Genomic DNA, 16,485 nt, shown 5'->3' with positions numbered 1-16,485 from the left:
CTGCAAAAAACTATATTTCATAGGGAGGAAATAACAGTTATGAAGAAAAAGATCATTGGCGCACTTCTTTCAGTTGCTATGGTTACTTCAGCACTTGTAGGATGCGGCTCAGCTGCAGCACCTGCAGCAGAAGCACCCGCAGCAGAAGCTCCTGCTGAGACAGCAGAGGAAGCACCTGCAGCAGAAGCAGAAGCACCCGCAGAGGCACCCGCTGCCGGCGGAAAAGTTGGTGTTTCAATGCCTACTAAGGATCTTCAGAGATGGAACCAGGACGGTGCTAACATGGAAGCACAGCTCAAGGAAGCAGGCTATGAGGTTGACCTTCAGTATGCATCTAACGACGTACCTACACAGGTTTCTCAGATCGAGAACATGATCAGCTCAGGTGCAAAGGTGCTTGTAATCGCTCCTATCGAAGGTGATTCACTCGGAACAGTTCTTCAGCAGGCTAAGGAAGCCGGCGTTGCTGTTATCGCATACGACCGTCTTATCATGAACTCTGACGCTGTTACTTACTATGCTACATTCGATAACAAGCTGGTAGGAACAAAGCAGGGTCAGTACATTGAAGAGAAGCTTGATCTTAAGAACCAGGCTGGTCCTTTCAACCTTGAGATCTTCACAGGAGATCCCGGTGATAACAACGCGAACTTCTTCTATAGCGGTGCTATGGAAGTTCTTCAGCCTTACATCGACGAAGGAAAGCTTGTTGTTAAGTCCGGACAGGTTGAGTTTGATAAGGTTGCTACACCCGGATGGGCAACAGAAGCAGCTCAGTCAAGAATGGATGGTATCATCTCTGCTAACTATGCAGACGGAACAAAGCTTGACGCAGTTCTTTGCTCAAACGACTTTACAGCACTTGGTGCAATCAACTCACTTAAGGCTAACTACACAGGTGAGTGGCCTATAGTTACAGGTCAGGATTGCGATAAGCCTAACGTTAAGCTTATGATCGAAGGCAAGCAGTCAATGTCTATCTTTAAGGATACTCGTGATCTTGCAGCTCAGACTGTAAAGATGGTTGATTCTATCATGAAGGGCGGAGAAGCTCCTGTAAATGATACAGAGTCTTATGATAACGGTGTGATCACAGTTCCTTCATACCTTTGCGAGCCTGTATTCGCTGATAAGGACAGCTACAAGAAGCTTCTCATCGATTCAGGATACTACACAGAGGATGATCTTAAGTAATTGATTTAAACAAAACAATATAAACAGGGGGGCGGGCCTTATAAGACCCGCCTCTTTATAGGAAAAAAATGACTAATCTTAATTTATTTAATAAGGAGGGGTAAACTTGGCGAAGATATTATTGGAAATGAAGAATATCACCAAAACCTTCCCCGGTGTGAAAGCCTTGGATAATGTAAATCTTCAGGTTGAAGAGGGCGAAATTCACGCGCTGGTTGGAGAGAATGGCGCTGGTAAATCCACACTGATGAACGTGCTTAGTGGAATTTATCCTTACGGATCCTATGAAGGTGATATCATATATGACTCCGAGGTTTGCAAATTCGAAGATATAAAGAACAGTGAAGAAAAAGGAATAGTTATCATTCATCAGGAGCTTGCACTTATTCCTTATCTTACAATAGCTGAGAACATGTTCCTAGGTAATGAGAGAGGTAATTCTCTCAAGATCGATTGGAACGAAACAAACGCTTTAGCTCGTAAATATCTGGATATTGTCGGACTTAAGGACAGTACTCAGACACTGATTAAGGATATTGGTGTTGGTAAACAGCAGCTTGTTGAGATTGCGAAGGCTCTTTCCAAGAATGCAAAACTTCTTATTCTCGATGAGCCCACATCATCACTTAATGAGAGTGATTCTAAGGCACTTCTTGATCTTATGCTCAAGCTTAAGAAGGAACAGGGCCTTACATCTATCATCATCTCTCATAAGCTTAACGAGATTTCTTATGTTGCCGATAAGATCACGGTTATCCGTGACGGTTCAACTATTGAGACTCTTACAAAGGGTGTTGATGACATCTCTGAGGCTAGGATCATTAAGGGAATGGTTGGTCGTGAACTTTCAGACAGATTTCCTAAGAGAGAACCTCATATCGGCGATGTGATGATGGAAGTTAAGAATTGGAATGTTTACCATCCTTTATATACTGATAAAAAGATAGTAAAGAATGTCAATCTTAACGTCAGAAAAGGTGAGGTACTCGGCATTTCCGGACTTATGGGTGCCGGAAGAACAGAACTTGCCATGAGTATTTTCGGAAGAAGCTACGGAGAGAATATTTCCGGTCAGCTCTTTATTAACGGCAAGGAAGTTCACCTTAAATCGGTTAAAGATGCCATTAAACATAAGCTTGCTTATGTTACTGAGGATCGTAAAGGAAACGGACTTATTCTTACCAATCCCATCAAGATAAATACAACGCTTGCAAATCTTGAAGAAGTAAGTAATCGTTCCGTTATTGATAAGGATAAGGAATTATCTGTTGCGAAAGAGTATAAGGAAAAGCTTAAGACAAAATGTCCTACTGTAGAACAGAATGTTGGAAACCTTAGTGGTGGTAACCAGCAGAAGGTTCTTCTTGCTAAGTGGATGTTTGCTAATCCAGACATACTTATCCTCGATGAGCCTACAAGAGGTATCGACGTAGGTGCTAAATATGAAATTTACTGTATTATCAACCAGCTCGTTGCGGAAGGAAAATCTGTTATCATGATTTCTTCCGAGCTTCCTGAAATTCTTGGCATGTGTGACAGAATATATGTTATGAACGAAGGCCAGATGGTAGGAGAGCTTGATGGTAAAGACGCTACTCAGGAAAAAATTATGACTTATATCTTGCAGTCATCCGGAAATAAGGAGGTTAAATAATGAGCGGACAGCAAATTCTTGGATTTTTAAAAAAATATACTATGATCTTTGTTTTGATCATTGTAGTGGCATTCTTTTCATGGAGAACAGGCGGAGCGCTTCTTCTTCCCATGAACGTTAGTAACTTGATCTCACAGAACGCATACGTATTTATTCTTGCAACAGGTATGCTTCTTTGTATCTTAACCGGTGGTAACATCGACCTTTCTGTTGGATCGGTTGTATGTTTCGTTGGTGCCGTTGGTGCAACTCTTATGGTTAATAAGGGTGTTCCTGTTTGGCTTACGATCGTTATCATGATCGCAGTTGGTACAGCGATCGGTGCATTCCAGGGCTTCTGGATCGCGTTTGTCAGAATTCCTCCTTTCATCGTTACTCTTGCAGGCATGCTTGCATTCAGAGGACTTTCAAACGTAGTACTTAACGGTCTTACAGTTTCAATTACTAATAAGACTACATTCGTCAACCTCTTTGGTGGTGGCGCAGATTGTTATATCCACGATGTTTTCGGAAACGGAACACTTAACCTTACATGTCTTCTCGGTGGTCTTGTAGCTGCTACAGTATACGTACTTACACAGTTCGGATCACGCATCAAGAAAAAGACCAAGAATTATGAGGTTGAGGCACTTTGGATCTTTGTTGGTAAGCTTGTTGCAATCGTTGCCGTTATCATGGCTTTTGCTTATAAGCTTGCTCAGCACAAGGGTATTCCTACTGTTCTTATCTGGGTTCTTGCTGTTATTCTTGTATATGCTTATATCACAGGTAACACAACTATCGGTCGTCACTTCTATGCAGTAGGTGGCAACGAGAAGGCTACAAAGCTTTCAGGTATCAATACAGATAAGGTTTACTTCCTTGCATACACAAACATGGGATTCCTTGCAGCACTTGCAGCTATGGTTACAATCGCAAGACTTACATCCGCTCAGCCTACATATGGTCAGAACTACGAGATGGATGCTATCGGTTCCTGCTTCATCGGTGGAGCATCTGCTTACGGCGGAATCGGTACAGTTCCCGGGGTTATTATCGGTGCGGTTCTTATGGGTGTTATTAACCTTGGTATGTCACTTATGGGTGTCGATGCCAACATGCAGAAGGTGGTTAAAGGTCTCGTTCTTCTTGCAGCTGTTATCTTCGACGTAGTTTCAAAGCGTGGCGGAAAGCTTTTTGCAAAGAACTGATTTTTTAGAGAAAAGGTTAATCTTATAGGGGTATATGGTTACGATATTGGAGCGCCTGTTTATGCAGGCGCTCCTCTTATTTTGTGTTATAATAATGGAACGAATGAAATGAAAGTAGGATTTAATTATTATGAAATTTTCAGAGTTTCCATATGAACGCCTTGATATGGATAAGGTAAAAGCTTTCTTTGAAGAGCTTATTCGCGACAGCAAGAATGCTAAGAGTGGAGAAGAGCAGTTCGAGCTCCACAAGAAGTACTATGAGATGAGAGGAGAGATCTGGTCCAATTTCGTCATCGGTAGATTCCGTTATGATATCGATACCACGGATAAGTACTATGAAAAAGAAAAAGAGTACATTGATGAGATTTCCCCTATTGTTTCGCAGCTTAAAAACGATTATCTGAAGGTTGTATATGAGTCTCCGTACAGACCTTATCTTGAAGAAAAGATCGGTAAAGTGGCTTTTAAGAACATGGAGCTTGCCAATAAGTCCATAAACGACAAGATACTTCCTCTTATGCAGGAGGAAAATGCTCTTGTTGCCAGATATGACAAGATAATCGCATCTGCAAAGATTCCTTTAGACGGTGAGATCTACAATATTTCCCTTCTTTATAAGAAGATGACCTCCGACGACAGAGATGTTAGGAAGAGAGCGTGGAAGGCTCTTTCCGACTTCTTTTTATCGGTTACGGATGAGATCGATGATATCTTCGATAAGCTTGTAAAAAACAGAACCAAGCAGGCTAAAGAGCTTGGCTATGAATCTTATGTTGAGCTTGGATACAACCGTATGAACAGAAATTCATACAGAAGAGCCGAGGTTGAGAACTTTAGAAAGCAGGTTAAAGAGTCTTTTGTACCATTTGTTGTCAAACTCCAGGAAGAGAGAAGAAAGCAGATCGGTGTAGACGAGCTTAAATACTACGATGACGATATGTTCTTTAAAAACGGTAATCCCGCTCCAATCGGAACTCCCGAAGAGATCCTTAAGTCCGGACAGGAGATGTATTCCGAGCTTTCACCTGAGACCAAAGAGTTTTTTGACTTTATGATGGAGAGCGAACTCTTTGATGTGCTCGGAAGAAAGACCAAGAAGCAGGGCGGATATATGGAGTTTATTCCAAAGTACAAGGCTCCTATTATTTTCGCTAACTTTAACGGAACAAGCGGTGACGTCGATGTTATTACACATGAGTGCGGACATGCTTTCCAAGGTTATATCACCAGAGATGAAGATATTATTGAGAAAAACGATATTACCATGGAGACTGCTGAGATCCACTCAATGTCCATGGAATACTTTACCTACGGCTGGATGGATAAGTTCTTCGGAGACAGAGCAGGTGATTATCGCAAGATGCATATGGCTGATGCCATCACATTTATTCCGTACGGATGCATGGTTGATGAATTCCAGCATATTATCTATGACAATCCCGGCATGACTCCTCTTGAAAGGAAGAATGCCTGGAAAGAGCTGGAGAAAACTTACAGACCATGGCTTGATTTCGATGGTGATCCGTTCTTTGATAAAGGCGGTTATTGGCAGAGGCAGGGACATATTTTCTGGGATCCTTTTTATTACATTGATTATGTTCTTGCAAGCGTTGTCGCTATGCAGTTTAAAGTGTGGATGGATAAGGATTACAAGGAGGCTTGGGAGCATTATCTTTTGCTCTGTAAGTTATCCGCCAAAGATTTTTATGAGAATGAGCTCGCCACTGCCGGCTTAAAGAGCCCGTTCAAGGACGGAACAATAGCGTATCTTACGGGTGAGATGAGCAAGAAGGTTTTTGGATAAAGGTTTTTGAAATGACTATAGAGAAAGTAACGGTAGACGATGCGGCGGAGCTTCTTGAAATATATGCTCCGTATGTTGAGAAGACAGCAATTTCATTTGAATATGAAGTGCCGTCGATAGAAGAATTTAAAAACAGAATAATTAATATTTCTAAGAAATACCCTTATATTAAGGCTGTAGAAAACGGAGTGATAGTAGGATATGCCTATGCCAATACGTTTAAGGAAAGAAAGGCATATGACTATTCCGTCGAGACAACGATCTATGTAAGGGAAGACGTTAAGAGAAACGGCATAGGAATGATGCTTTATGCAGTTCTTGAAAAGTCTTTGAAAGACATGGGAATCCTCAATGTGAACGCCTGCATAGCTTACATGGCTGCTGATGAGCTTGATGAGCATCTTACGGACGACAGCATAAGATTCCATGAAAAGCTCGGATACAAGCCTGTCGGGATATTCCACGACAGCGGCTATAAATTCGGAACCTGGTATGACATGATATGGATGGAAAAGATGCTGTCCGAGCATACGTATAATCCGGAGCCTGTGCGATTCGGAGAATGGGACATTATATGATATTTGTTGATGATTTAAGTCTTGATGAATTTAAAATATATCATGAGCTTTCAGAGAATCAGCTTAGCAGGATCTATGAGCCCGGGCTCGGATTGTTTATAGCTGAGAGCGCCAAGGTGATAGAGAGAGCAATGGATGCGGGGTACGAGCCTGCATCCATTCTTGTTGATGAAAAAGAGCTTTCCAAAGAGGGAAAGACTGTTATAGAAAGAAGTATGGCCATAGACAAGGATATACCTGTCTATGTGGCAAGAGGTGACGCTTTAAAGGCTATAACGGGGTATAATCTTACGAGAGGTCTTTTATGCGCTATGAAAAGAAAGCCTCTTCCGAAGGTTTCCGATATCTGCATGGGTGCAAAGAGGATAGCTGTCCTTGAAAATGTCACGAATCCGACCAATGTAGGAGCGATAGTAAGAAATGCGGCGGCTCTTAATATGGATGCGATACTCTTTACCTCGGGCTGCGCAGATCCTCTTTACAGGAGAGCGGCCAGAGTAAGCATGGGTACGATATTTGCGATCCCATGGACATATATCCCGAAGGGGGAGCCTGTCAGTATCCTGAAGGAATACGGCTTTAAGACGGCTGCGCTTGCACTTAGGGATGATACGACGGAGCTTGATGACAATAGGCTTTGTGGTGAGGAGAAACTTGCTGTTTTACTTGGCTCTGAGGGCTACGGACTTCTTCCTGAGACCATAGAAGACAGCGATTACTGCGTTAAGATACCGATGAGTCACAATGTCGATTCTTTAAACGTGGCGGCGTGCAGTGCAGTGGTATTTTGGCAGTTTGGAAAAAGATGATTTATTGACTAAAAAATGATAAAATATTGATATATGCGGAGGTTAAACTATGGATTATATTACGAGATATAATGAATGGCTTACAAATCTTAAGGACGACGATCCGTTAAAGGCAGAGCTTCTTGGAATCAAGGGCGATGACAAGGAGATTGAGGACAGATTCTATCAGGATCTTTCATTCGGAACTGCCGGTCTTCGCGGAAAAGTAGGTGCCGGAACCAACAGAATGAACTATTTTACTGTAGGTAAGGCTTCACAGGGAGTTGCCGCTTACATCGTTTCCAAGGGAAAAGAAGCGATGGATAAGGGCATTGTTATTGCTCACGATCCCAGACATTTTTCAAAAGAGTTTTCTAAGTTTGCAGCCGGAATCTTTGCTGCAAACGGCATTAAAGTATATACATTTCCGGATTTAAGACCAACACCCGAGCTTGCGTTCATGATAAGAAGGCTTGGAACAACATCCGGAATCAATATCACGGCTTCCCACAATCCCAAGGAATATAACGGTTATAAGGCATATTGGGATGACGGATGCCAGGTTTCATCCGATGTTGCTGACGGAATGACGGAAGAGATCAATAAAGTTGATATCTGGACGGGAATCAAGACATCTGATTTTGATGAGGGCGTAAAGTCCGGAATGATCACGGTTCTTTCCGCCGATTATGACAGAGAATATCTTGATAAGATAGAGGGAATGGCTATTCACGAGGGCGATGAGCTCGACCTTAGTATTCCTCTTGTTTATACGCCTCTAAACGGCTGCGGTTCCATTCCTTTCAGACAGATGCTTACTGACAGAGGATTTACAAACTGGAAGATCGTTCCCGAGCAGGAAAATCCCGATCCCGATTTTACAACGGTCGGATATCCCAATCCCGAAGATCCCAAGGCATTTAAATTAAGCGAGCAGTACGGAAGAGAGTTTGGAGCTGAGCTTCTTATGGCGACAGATCCCGATGCGGACAGATTTGCTATTGAGATCCGCGATGACAATGGCAATTATATACCGCTTAACGGTAATCAGACAGGATATCTTCTTGTAAATTATGTTCTTGAGGGGCATAAGTCTGCAGGAACACTGCCCGAAAAGGGTGCCATGGTAAAGTCTATTGTTACGTCGACTCTTTCTACCATAATGGCAAGCGCTTACGGCGTAGAGATGTTTGAGACCTTAACGGGCTTTAAGAACATCTGCGGTAAGATACCTTATCTTCACGAAAACGGTTACACATATCTCTTTGGATATGAGGAATCGGTAGGATATGCGGTATGCGAGGATATTCGCGATAAGGACGGAATCTCGGCAGGTATGCTTGTTGCTGAGGCGGCTGCATATTACAGAAAGCAGGGAAAGACTCTGTGGGACGTTCTTCAGGAGATTTATGCAAAGTACGGATTTTTTGCAGAGGATGAACCCAATATCGTACTTGAGGGTATTCCGGGGGCTCAGAGAATACAGCGTATGATGAAGTGGTTTAGAGAAAATATACCTTCCGAGGTTGCGGGTGCAAGGACTGAGAAGGTAATTGATTATATTAACGGCTATGAGGATATACCGCCTCAGAACGCTATCAGAATCTTCCTTGATAACGGTTCGTGGTTTGCGATAAGACCAAGCGGAACAGAGCCTAAGATCAAGTTTTATTTCTACTCAAACAGAAACTCAAGAGAGAATGCTCTTTTGACAAATAAACAGATAAAAGAAGAAATATTCGGACTTATCAATTCAGTAGAGTAATTCATTTACATAGGGCTATTGTAGTTTTTATTCAGCATATCTTATGAGGGTAAAATGATGAAGAAAAATTATGAGAATTCGCTTAAGTTCCACATTATTCTGGTATGCATGTTGATCATTGTGTTCCTGTGCCTGGTGTTGAGTGTTGTCAGCTTCTATATCTTCAGGACGAGTATGATGGATATGTACACTAAGAGACTTGAAGACGTCGTAAATCTTACGCTCGAGAGGATTGACGCCGAGGATCTTGATAATTGTATCGAGACTAAGCAAAAGTCCGAGAAATTTGAAGAGATGACGGTGTTTCTTGAGCAGGAGCGAAAATGGTCGAGGCTTGATTATATCGTTCTTACCAAGGCTGTTAAGGTTGATGACAAGTATGATCTGATGCAGGTTGTGTCGGGACTTAGCGAAGGAGAAAAGACGGGAGCCGATCTTAATCCCGATATTCCGATACCCGACCTTGGCGATCTTATCGGACAGTTTTTTAACCCCGACGATCTGCCACGCCTTTATGAAGAACAAAATACACTTACAGAACCAATATATAAGATTGAGCACAGTGATTTCGGTGATGAGTACGGAGCAGAAGCAATCATAAGAACTTCTGACGGTAAGCCTGTTGCAATCCTTTCAACGGGTGTCAGCCTTGCCGAAGTCAATCAGGCATTAAAAGAGTATGTCATGGTCATAGCTCTTTTCGCCCTCATACTTGCTATAATATTTGCGGCTATCATGGTATTCTGGCTGCAGAGAAGAGTTATCGATCCTCTTCAGAAAATCGAGAAGAGTGCTTCCGATTTTGCAAAGAGAAGCCATTTACAAAAGGATCCTTCAATGCTTGTGCTTGAAGATCCCGGAATTCACACGGGTGACGAGCTTGAGTCCTTGTCCGATACGATAGTCAGCATGTCAAAAGATATGCAGAACTATGTTGAAGAGATCATTGTTTCGGCAAATAAGATTGACAATATGGCACTCGAGATGACCAAGGTTAATGACTTTGCGCTCCGAGATGCCCTTACGGGAGTTAAGAATAAGGCTGCTTATGACAAGACCGAGGTACGACTTAATTCCGATATTATTACTCAGACAGCCAAGTTCGGAATGATCATGGTTGATATCAATTACTTAAAGCGAATCAACGATACATTCGGACATGAGTGCGGAGATCTTTATATCAAGAATATGTGTAAGCTTATCTGCGATACATTCGAGCATTCGCCGGTATTTAGGATAGGCGGAGATGAGTTCGTGGTTCTTCTTGAGAACAGAGATTATGAGCATAAGGATATGCTTATCGCCAAGATGCGTGGTAGAATGGAAGAGCTTCAAAACGATAAGGAGCTACAGCCATGGGAGAGAATATCCGCGGCTATCGGTGTTGCGGTTTATGATGACAATATTGATGAAACGGCGTATTCTGTTCTTAAGCGTGCAGACAGAGAGATGTACGAAAATAAAAAACAGATGAAAGCGATCAGACAGAGATAATTATGAACGTAGTAGTAGCTGATATAGACAGCGTTGGTTCAGACATGGACTACAGCTTATATGATGATCTTGGAGAAGTGACTTATTATCCGGATAAGATAACGGATGAGAATGCTGCGGAAAGGCTTAAGGATGCGGAAGTTCTTATGATAAATAAGAGTGCGATATCCGATGTGATCCTTGATGCGGCGCCTAAGCTTAAGCTTATATGCGAGTTTGCGACAGGCTATGATAATGCCAACATAGAGGCGTGCAACAGGCACGGAGTTAAGGTTGCCAATGTTGTTAATTACTCAACTGCCTCCGTGGCACAGCATACATTTGCATTGTTGTTTTATCTTATGGAGAACAGCCGTCACTATGATGAATATGTAAAGAGCGGGGCATATTCGAATCAGCCGCATTTTTGCTGTCTTGATATACCTTTTGAGGAGCTTGACGGTAAGACATACGGAATAGTCGGTATGGGTAATATCGGAAGGAAGGTTGCCAAGATCGCTACGGCTTTCGGAGCCAATGTTATCTTTTACTCGGCTTCCGGTAACAGCACTTGTACAGATTATGAAAGAGTGGAATTTGATGAGCTTTTAAAGAGATGCGACGTAATCTCCATCCATTGTCCTTTGACGGACAGGACCAGAGAGCTCTTTAACAAAGATGCATTCGATAAGATGAAAGAAACCGCTATTCTTATCAATGTAGCAAGAGGTGCAGTCGTTAACGAAAAAGACCTGGCAGATGCACTTAAAGAAGGAAAGATAAAAGCTGCCGGACTTGACGTACTCAACCCCGAGCCTATGGCGAAGAATTCACCGCTTCTTGATATACAGGACAGCGGCAAGCTCTTTGTTACACCTCATATGGCGTGGGGCAGTACCGAGGCAAGAAAGAGGTGTCTTGAGGAAGTTAAAAAGAATGTGCTTGCATTTATGAAGGGCGAGCCGAGAAATATAGTTAATTGATTTTAAGAAGGTTGTGGCTAAGTGCTGCGACCTTCTTTTTTAATAAAAAAAGTCAGGTGAAATCTACGTTTGACAGTATTTGTTAAGAGAATCACATAAAGAATGTAAAAAAGTAATTGACAAACTTCGTTCCTTCGAATATGATTATTAAGACAAATGTAATAGATGCAGAAACATTATGTATAAAAATAGTACATAAAAGGCGCTTATAAAAGGAACAAGGGGATAATATGATAGAAGGATACTTAACAATTAAAGACATAGCTAAAAAATGGAAAGTTACGCCGCGGCGTGTTCAGATACTTTGCTCCGAGGGGAAGATAGAAGGAGCGACGCGTTTTGGATATGAATGGGCGATACCTGCAGATGCCAAGAGACCTGCAGACGGAAGAGTTACTTCCGGTGAATACAGAAACTGGAGAAAAAAGTAAGAAAGTTGGGAGATTGAAATGGAAATAAGTATTGTAAATATTCTTAAATTTTTGTTCCCGGAATACCAGATTGTTCAGATCATAAAAGAGAGAGGCTTTATTGCCAAGAACATGGCTGTGACTGCTCAGAGCCAGTTTCAGACTTCATCTCAGACGGGCGGAAGTAAAAGCGTGCAGTGGCAGAGCGATCCCGCAAGTATGCTTCAGTCCATGCAGTCTTCAATAGGTGCGCAGGCTATATCGGCAATTGTCGGTGGCGGCAGCACTTCTTCCAAAAATACCTATGTTCCCGCAACGGCAGATGAAAAGATAATGGCGAAAGCAAATGAAGTATTTGCACAGTTACATGAAGAGCTCGAAGGATCATGGGTTGGCGCAGAAGCTGATAGGATCGCTATATGTAAGGCTTTTCAGAGACCTTATGTCAGAGGTTTTGATAACAGCAGACCAAGAAATGCGATACTTTTCATAGGACCTGAAAACTCAGGAAAAACCTATGCGGTCAGCTGCATCAGTTCACTTCTTAAGCAGAATGGCATCTTTAGATACGATGCGGTTTCCAAGTTGGATATCAATGATTATTCTTCGGATACAGACAACGCTATCTTTTTATCCGACTTATATAAAAATTTAAATAACCATTCAGAGACGATAGTATTTAAGAATATCGAAAAGGCTACGGCCGCACAGCTCGATATCATATACAGTCTGCTTTCGGACGGTACTTACAAATTGTCAAAGCGTTATATGATGAAAGACGGAAGTCTGGTTGAAATGACTGGCGTATTTGATGTTGATTCAATTTCGGAAATAGCATCTAACGGTAAGTTCTTTGTATTTGCCACAACAGCGCCTGAGACAAAGATTATATCGATGCTTGGAAATAAGATTGTTAAACTTCTCGGAGATATCATTAAGATTAATCCCATTGAGGACGAACAGGTCAAGGATCTGACAGCTACGCTTCTTGCGAGCCTGTTCCGTAAGTGTAAGGATAACCTTCACGCATATGTTGTTTACAATGATGATCTTAAGGAACAGATTAGTTCACACTATAAGACCAATCTAGGTGTAAAAGGACTCAATGAGTTCGTTGACGAGCAGATTTACGGACCGCTTTCGGAGATGAAACTGCAGGGGCTTATAGCAGATGATTCTCAGGTGAACCTGCGATACGACAACGGTTTTTATATTGAAAATGCAGAAGGCAAGACCGCCAGATTATCGGATTACACCAAGAATTACAAAGCATTTGAGATAAAAGAATCACAGAAGGAATTAGACAATATTGTTGGTCTGTCCAAGGTTAAGGAATATGTCCGCAGCCTTGAAAACAATTTTAAAGTTCAGAAGATGCGTGAAGGTAAGGGAATGAAGACTTCCGATGTCTCCATGCATATGATCTTTGCCGGTAATCCCGGTACAGGTAAGACCACGATCGCAAGGATTGTTGCCAAGAATCTTAAGTCTATCGGAGTTCTTTCTTCAGGACATCTTTGCGAGGTTACAAGGGCAGATCTTGTCGGACAGTATGCGGGACATACTGCGATCAAAACGACTAACGTTATTAAAAATGCCGTCGGCGGAGTTTTGTTCATCGACGAGGCGTATTCGCTTAACAGAAGCAAAGAGGATGCTTTCGGCTTGGAAGCAATCGATGCTCTTGTAAAAGGAATGGAAGATTACAGAGACGATCTTGTAGTGATCCTTGCCGGTTATAAAGAGGAGATGGAAGAGTTCCTTAATACCAATCCGGGACTTCGCTCAAGATTCCCCAATATTGTAGAGTTTGAGGATTATACTTCAGACGAAATGCTCGAGATAGCAAAGCTTACGGCTTCTTCCAAGGGATATAAGATATCGGACGACTGTAAGGATATGCTCAAGCAGCAGTTTGAGAAGCATCAGATAAAAGGAAAGAATGACAGCGGTAACGGAAGACTTGTTAGAAATATGATAGAAGCCGCTATTATCAAGCAGTCCAAGCGAATCATGAATGATTCGTCGCAGGACATGGAGCTTCTTATTCCGGACGACTTCGGAATTGATGAGGAAAAAGAATTTGATCTTGAAAAAGAGCTTTCCAAAGTTATTGGACTTTCTTCTGTCAAAAAGTACATCAGCAGCTTGAATGCACGACTTAAGCTTCAGGCAGAGAGAAAGAAAGCGGGACTTAAGACAGATGATACACAGACAATGCATATGATCTTTGCAGGAAATCCGGGAACCGGAAAAACAATGATGGCAAGAACGATAGCGGATGTCTTGTATAACATGGGAGTGATTCCTACCAATAAGCTTGTGGAAACGGACAGATCGGGGCTTGTTGCGGGATATGTCGGACAAACGGCTATAAAGACAAGACAGGTTATTGAGTCGGCGCTCGGCGGAGTTTTGTTCATAGATGAAGCATATACCTTAGCTCAGGGAAGCGAGAATGATTTCGGACAGGAAGCTATAGATACGCTTATGAAAATGATGGATGATAACCGCGAAAGTCTGGTTGTTATCCTCGCGGGCTACAGTGATGAAATGGAAGGCTTCCTTGGAACAAATCCGGGACTCAGATCAAGATTTGCCAATATCATAGAATTCTCGGATTATTCAACCGATGAGCTTATGGATATCGCCAATGTAATGTATTCGGATAAAGGATATGAATTAAGCGATACCGCAAAAGAAGCTCTCAGAGATAAATTTGAGCTTGCGAGAAAAGACAGTAAGTTCAGCAATGCCAGATATGTGAGAAATATAATCGAAAGCTCATTAAACAATCAGGCTATGAGACTCAGTAAGGAAAGCAACCTTACAAAAGAAACATTGATCACTGTTACCGACAGCGATGTTATGGAGGCGTAAGTGTTATGGAAAATAAATCTAAATCAAAATTTGATGCATCAAATTTACCTGCAATAATATGGTTTTTTGGTGTGCTTCTTTGGACAATTATATACGGATTTAGTCTGGCGTTTATAATGACCTCCGATATTTTTGTAATGCTTAAGACAGGCTACGCCGTGACGACTGTCGGAGTTATCTTTTGTTCAATATCGGGTTCGATATTTGCGATAACCGGAATAATTCCCGCATTCAGAAAATGCTTTTACAAATTGCCGTGGTTATATCCTTTGATAATGATGCTTACAATGCATCTTTCCATATTGACGATCGCAGAAGAAAGACTTGCAAAAGGATTTACGGTTGTAAACGGTCCCAGCCACGAGCTTGCTATATTAATGATGATCGTGCAGATCGTTCTTTGCAGAGGTGCAATGTGCTTTTACTTAAACAAGAATCCTATGGCACTTCGTAAATACGATAATGTAGAGCAGGGAGGTTGAAGCCATGGATAAGATACAGGTTTTGGATAAAAAAACACAGAATGCTTTGGGAAGTGATGCTGTGCAAACTCAGGCAACTCCAAAAGAAAGCGCGGGAACGAACTTTGTTACCCGAATAAAGCGAGGATCCTGGATTCTTTTGGGAGTGGCTCTTGCTGCAGGTATTTTTTCATCGGTAATGACTACGAACGTAGAAGTTGATACAAGCGCTGAAGCGCAGGAAGCTTTGGATACACGAATATCTGAAAATCTCGGTCCCGGCGCTAAGATAGCGGATGAAGATGATGGCTTTATAGGCGACGGATATTATGTATCAGTCAACACAGAGGAAGACTACACGTATATGTATTTATGGGATTATGCCGATGAAGACGCTGATTATGTTCAGATTTATGTTAACGGAGAAGCGTATTCGGACCCGTTCATGTTAACAAATGAGCCGGCGGTATTTGGGGTTCCGATCGAAGGAGATGTCGAGATTTACGGAGTGAAAGACGGAAAGAACGACGGAATTTCTTACGGTGTTTATTTTGAGGATGAACAGCTCTCGTATTTCGGCGGTGTTACAGAAAACGATAGCGACTTATATACAATTGAAAAGGCAGAATAAATAAAAAAATAAAAACAATTTTGGGCTTTATTTTGTTAAAAATTTAATGACAGAGCAATCGCGCCTACGATATAATGTTTATATTGTTACATGCTTTGGGGTACTAAAATACAAAAGAAAAGGAGAAGGTAAATGAAAGGTTTTGCGATGCTCAAAATTGGCGAGGTGGGCTGGATTGAAAAAGAACGCCCGGCTTGCGGCCCGATGGATGCGATTTGCCGTCCTCTTGCGATCGCTATTTGTACATCCGACGTACACACAGTATGGGAAGGTGCAGTAGGAGATCGTCACAATATGATCCTTGGACACGAGGGTTGTGCTGAGGTTGTAGAAGTTGGTAGTATGGTTAAAGACTTTAAGCCCGGCGACAAGGTTCTTGTTCCTGCTATTACACCTGACTGGAACTCACTTGAGGCACAGGCAGGATACTCAATGCATTCCGGCGGAATGCTTGCAGGATGGAAGTTCTCTAACTTCAAGGATGGTCTTGATTCAGAATTCTTCCACGTTAACGACGCTGACGGTAACCTTGCACACATGCCCGAGGGTATGACACTTGAAGATGCCTGCATGCTTTCAGATATGGTTCCTACCGGATTCCATGGTGTAGAGCTCGCAGATGTTCAGTTCGGTGATACTGTTCTTGTAATCGGTATCGGACCTGTTGGTCT

General features: G+C 42.2%; 14 protein-coding genes. All 14 read left to right on the top strand.

Annotated elements, in window-relative coordinates; all coding sequences use genetic code 11:
* The first annotated feature begins 39 nt into the window (after positions 1–39).
* Positions 40–1,194: a multiple monosaccharide ABC transporter substrate-binding protein gene (chvE, locus tag D6853_RS07835; protein ID WP_120657464.1), complete on the top strand. Its 1,155-nt coding sequence runs from the start codon at positions 40–42 to the stop codon at positions 1,192–1,194.
* Positions 1,195–1,300: 106 nt separating this feature from the next.
* The gene (gene mmsA, locus D6853_RS07830) at positions 1,301–2,848 is read left to right on the top strand and encodes a multiple monosaccharide ABC transporter ATP-binding protein (protein ID WP_120657463.1); all 1,548 of its coding nucleotides are present in this window, start codon (positions 1,301–1,303) and stop codon (positions 2,846–2,848) included.
* Complete coding sequence (gene mmsB / locus D6853_RS07825; protein WP_120657462.1) at positions 2,848–4,038, top strand: multiple monosaccharide ABC transporter permease; 1,191 nt, start codon at positions 2,848–2,850, stop codon at positions 4,036–4,038. The genes mmsA and mmsB overlap by 1 nt, the downstream gene beginning before the upstream one ends.
* 130 nt (positions 4,039–4,168) lie before the next feature.
* Positions 4,169–5,845, top strand: coding sequence for a M3 family oligoendopeptidase (locus D6853_RS07820; RefSeq protein WP_120657461.1), 1,677 nt, complete (start codon positions 4,169–4,171; stop codon positions 5,843–5,845).
* 11 nt (positions 5,846–5,856) lie between these two features.
* Positions 5,857–6,423, top strand: a complete 567-nt coding sequence (locus tag D6853_RS07815; RefSeq protein ID WP_120657460.1) for a GNAT family N-acetyltransferase — start codon at positions 5,857–5,859, stop codon at positions 6,421–6,423.
* Complete coding sequence (locus tag D6853_RS07810) at positions 6,420–7,232, top strand: TrmH family RNA methyltransferase (RefSeq protein ID WP_243108317.1); 813 nt, start codon at positions 6,420–6,422, stop codon at positions 7,230–7,232. Before D6853_RS07815 ends, D6853_RS07810 begins: the two co-directional genes overlap by 4 nt.
* Positions 7,233–7,281: 49 nt before the next feature.
* Positions 7,282–8,976 (top strand): phospho-sugar mutase, encoded by a 1,695-nt coding sequence (locus D6853_RS07805; protein ID WP_120657458.1) that lies wholly within the window; start codon positions 7,282–7,284, stop codon positions 8,974–8,976.
* 54 nt (positions 8,977–9,030) lie between these two features.
* On the top strand, positions 9,031–10,470 hold the full coding sequence (locus tag D6853_RS07800) for a GGDEF domain-containing protein (RefSeq protein WP_120657457.1): 1,440 nt from the start codon (positions 9,031–9,033) through the stop codon (positions 10,468–10,470).
* A gap of 2 nt (positions 10,471–10,472) precedes the next feature.
* Positions 10,473–11,432, top strand: coding sequence for a D-2-hydroxyacid dehydrogenase (locus D6853_RS07795; RefSeq protein WP_120657456.1), 960 nt, complete (start codon positions 10,473–10,475; stop codon positions 11,430–11,432).
* A 230-nt stretch (positions 11,433–11,662) separates the two neighbouring features.
* The gene (locus tag D6853_RS07790) at positions 11,663–11,863 is read left to right on the top strand and encodes a DNA-binding protein (RefSeq protein ID WP_120657455.1); all 201 of its coding nucleotides are present in this window, start codon (positions 11,663–11,665) and stop codon (positions 11,861–11,863) included.
* An 18-nt stretch (positions 11,864–11,881) separates the two neighbouring features.
* Positions 11,882–14,722 carry an AAA family ATPase gene (locus D6853_RS07785; protein ID WP_120657454.1) on the top strand — a complete coding sequence of 947 codons (2,841 nt, stop codon included), beginning with the start codon at positions 11,882–11,884 and terminating at the stop codon, positions 14,720–14,722.
* Between the two features lie 5 nt (positions 14,723–14,727).
* Positions 14,728–15,204 (top strand): hypothetical protein, encoded by a 477-nt coding sequence (locus D6853_RS07780; protein ID WP_120657453.1) that lies wholly within the window; start codon positions 14,728–14,730, stop codon positions 15,202–15,204.
* A gap of 4 nt (positions 15,205–15,208) precedes the next feature.
* A complete protein-coding gene (locus D6853_RS07775; RefSeq protein ID WP_120657452.1) occupies positions 15,209–15,814 on the top strand; it encodes a hypothetical protein in 606 nt (201 codons plus the stop codon).
* Between the two features lie 132 nt (positions 15,815–15,946).
* Positions 15,947–16,485, top strand: a 539-nt coding sequence (locus D6853_RS07770) for an alcohol dehydrogenase catalytic domain-containing protein (protein WP_158588695.1), incomplete at its 3' end; no start/stop codon positions are given.

The sequence above is a fragment of the Butyrivibrio sp. X503 genome, assembly GCF_003625475.1.
GTDB lineage: Bacteria > Bacillota > Clostridia > Lachnospirales > Lachnospiraceae > Butyrivibrio.
The sequence above is the reverse complement of the archived record's forward strand: the minus strand, read 5'-3'. Positions and strand labels throughout refer to the sequence as shown.

Excerpts from the sequence above, each read along its gene's own strand:
- chvE (WP_120657464.1), top strand. The coding sequence starts at position 40 with ATGAAGAAAAAGATCATTGGCGCACTTCTTTCAGTTGCTATGGTTACT.
- mmsB (WP_120657462.1), top strand. The coding sequence starts at position 2,848 with ATGAGCGGACAGCAAATTCTTGGATTTTTAAAAAAATATACTATGATC.
- D6853_RS07820 (WP_120657461.1), top strand. The coding sequence starts at position 4,169 with ATGAAATTTTCAGAGTTTCCATATGAACGCCTTGATATGGATAAGGTA.
- D6853_RS07815 (WP_120657460.1), top strand. The coding sequence starts at position 5,857 with ATGACTATAGAGAAAGTAACGGTAGACGATGCGGCGGAGCTTCTTGAA.
- D6853_RS07810 (WP_243108317.1), top strand. The coding sequence starts at position 6,420 with ATGATATTTGTTGATGATTTAAGTCTTGATGAATTTAAAATATATCAT.
- D6853_RS07805 (WP_120657458.1), top strand. The coding sequence starts at position 7,282 with ATGGATTATATTACGAGATATAATGAATGGCTTACAAATCTTAAGGAC.
- D6853_RS07800 (WP_120657457.1), top strand. The coding sequence starts at position 9,031 with ATGATGAAGAAAAATTATGAGAATTCGCTTAAGTTCCACATTATTCTG.
- D6853_RS07795 (WP_120657456.1), top strand. The coding sequence starts at position 10,473 with ATGAACGTAGTAGTAGCTGATATAGACAGCGTTGGTTCAGACATGGAC.
- D6853_RS07790 (WP_120657455.1), top strand. The coding sequence starts at position 11,663 with ATGATAGAAGGATACTTAACAATTAAAGACATAGCTAAAAAATGGAAA.
- D6853_RS07785 (WP_120657454.1), top strand. The coding sequence starts at position 11,882 with ATGGAAATAAGTATTGTAAATATTCTTAAATTTTTGTTCCCGGAATAC.
- D6853_RS07780 (WP_120657453.1), top strand. The coding sequence starts at position 14,728 with ATGGAAAATAAATCTAAATCAAAATTTGATGCATCAAATTTACCTGCA.
- D6853_RS07775 (WP_120657452.1), top strand. The coding sequence starts at position 15,209 with ATGGATAAGATACAGGTTTTGGATAAAAAAACACAGAATGCTTTGGGA.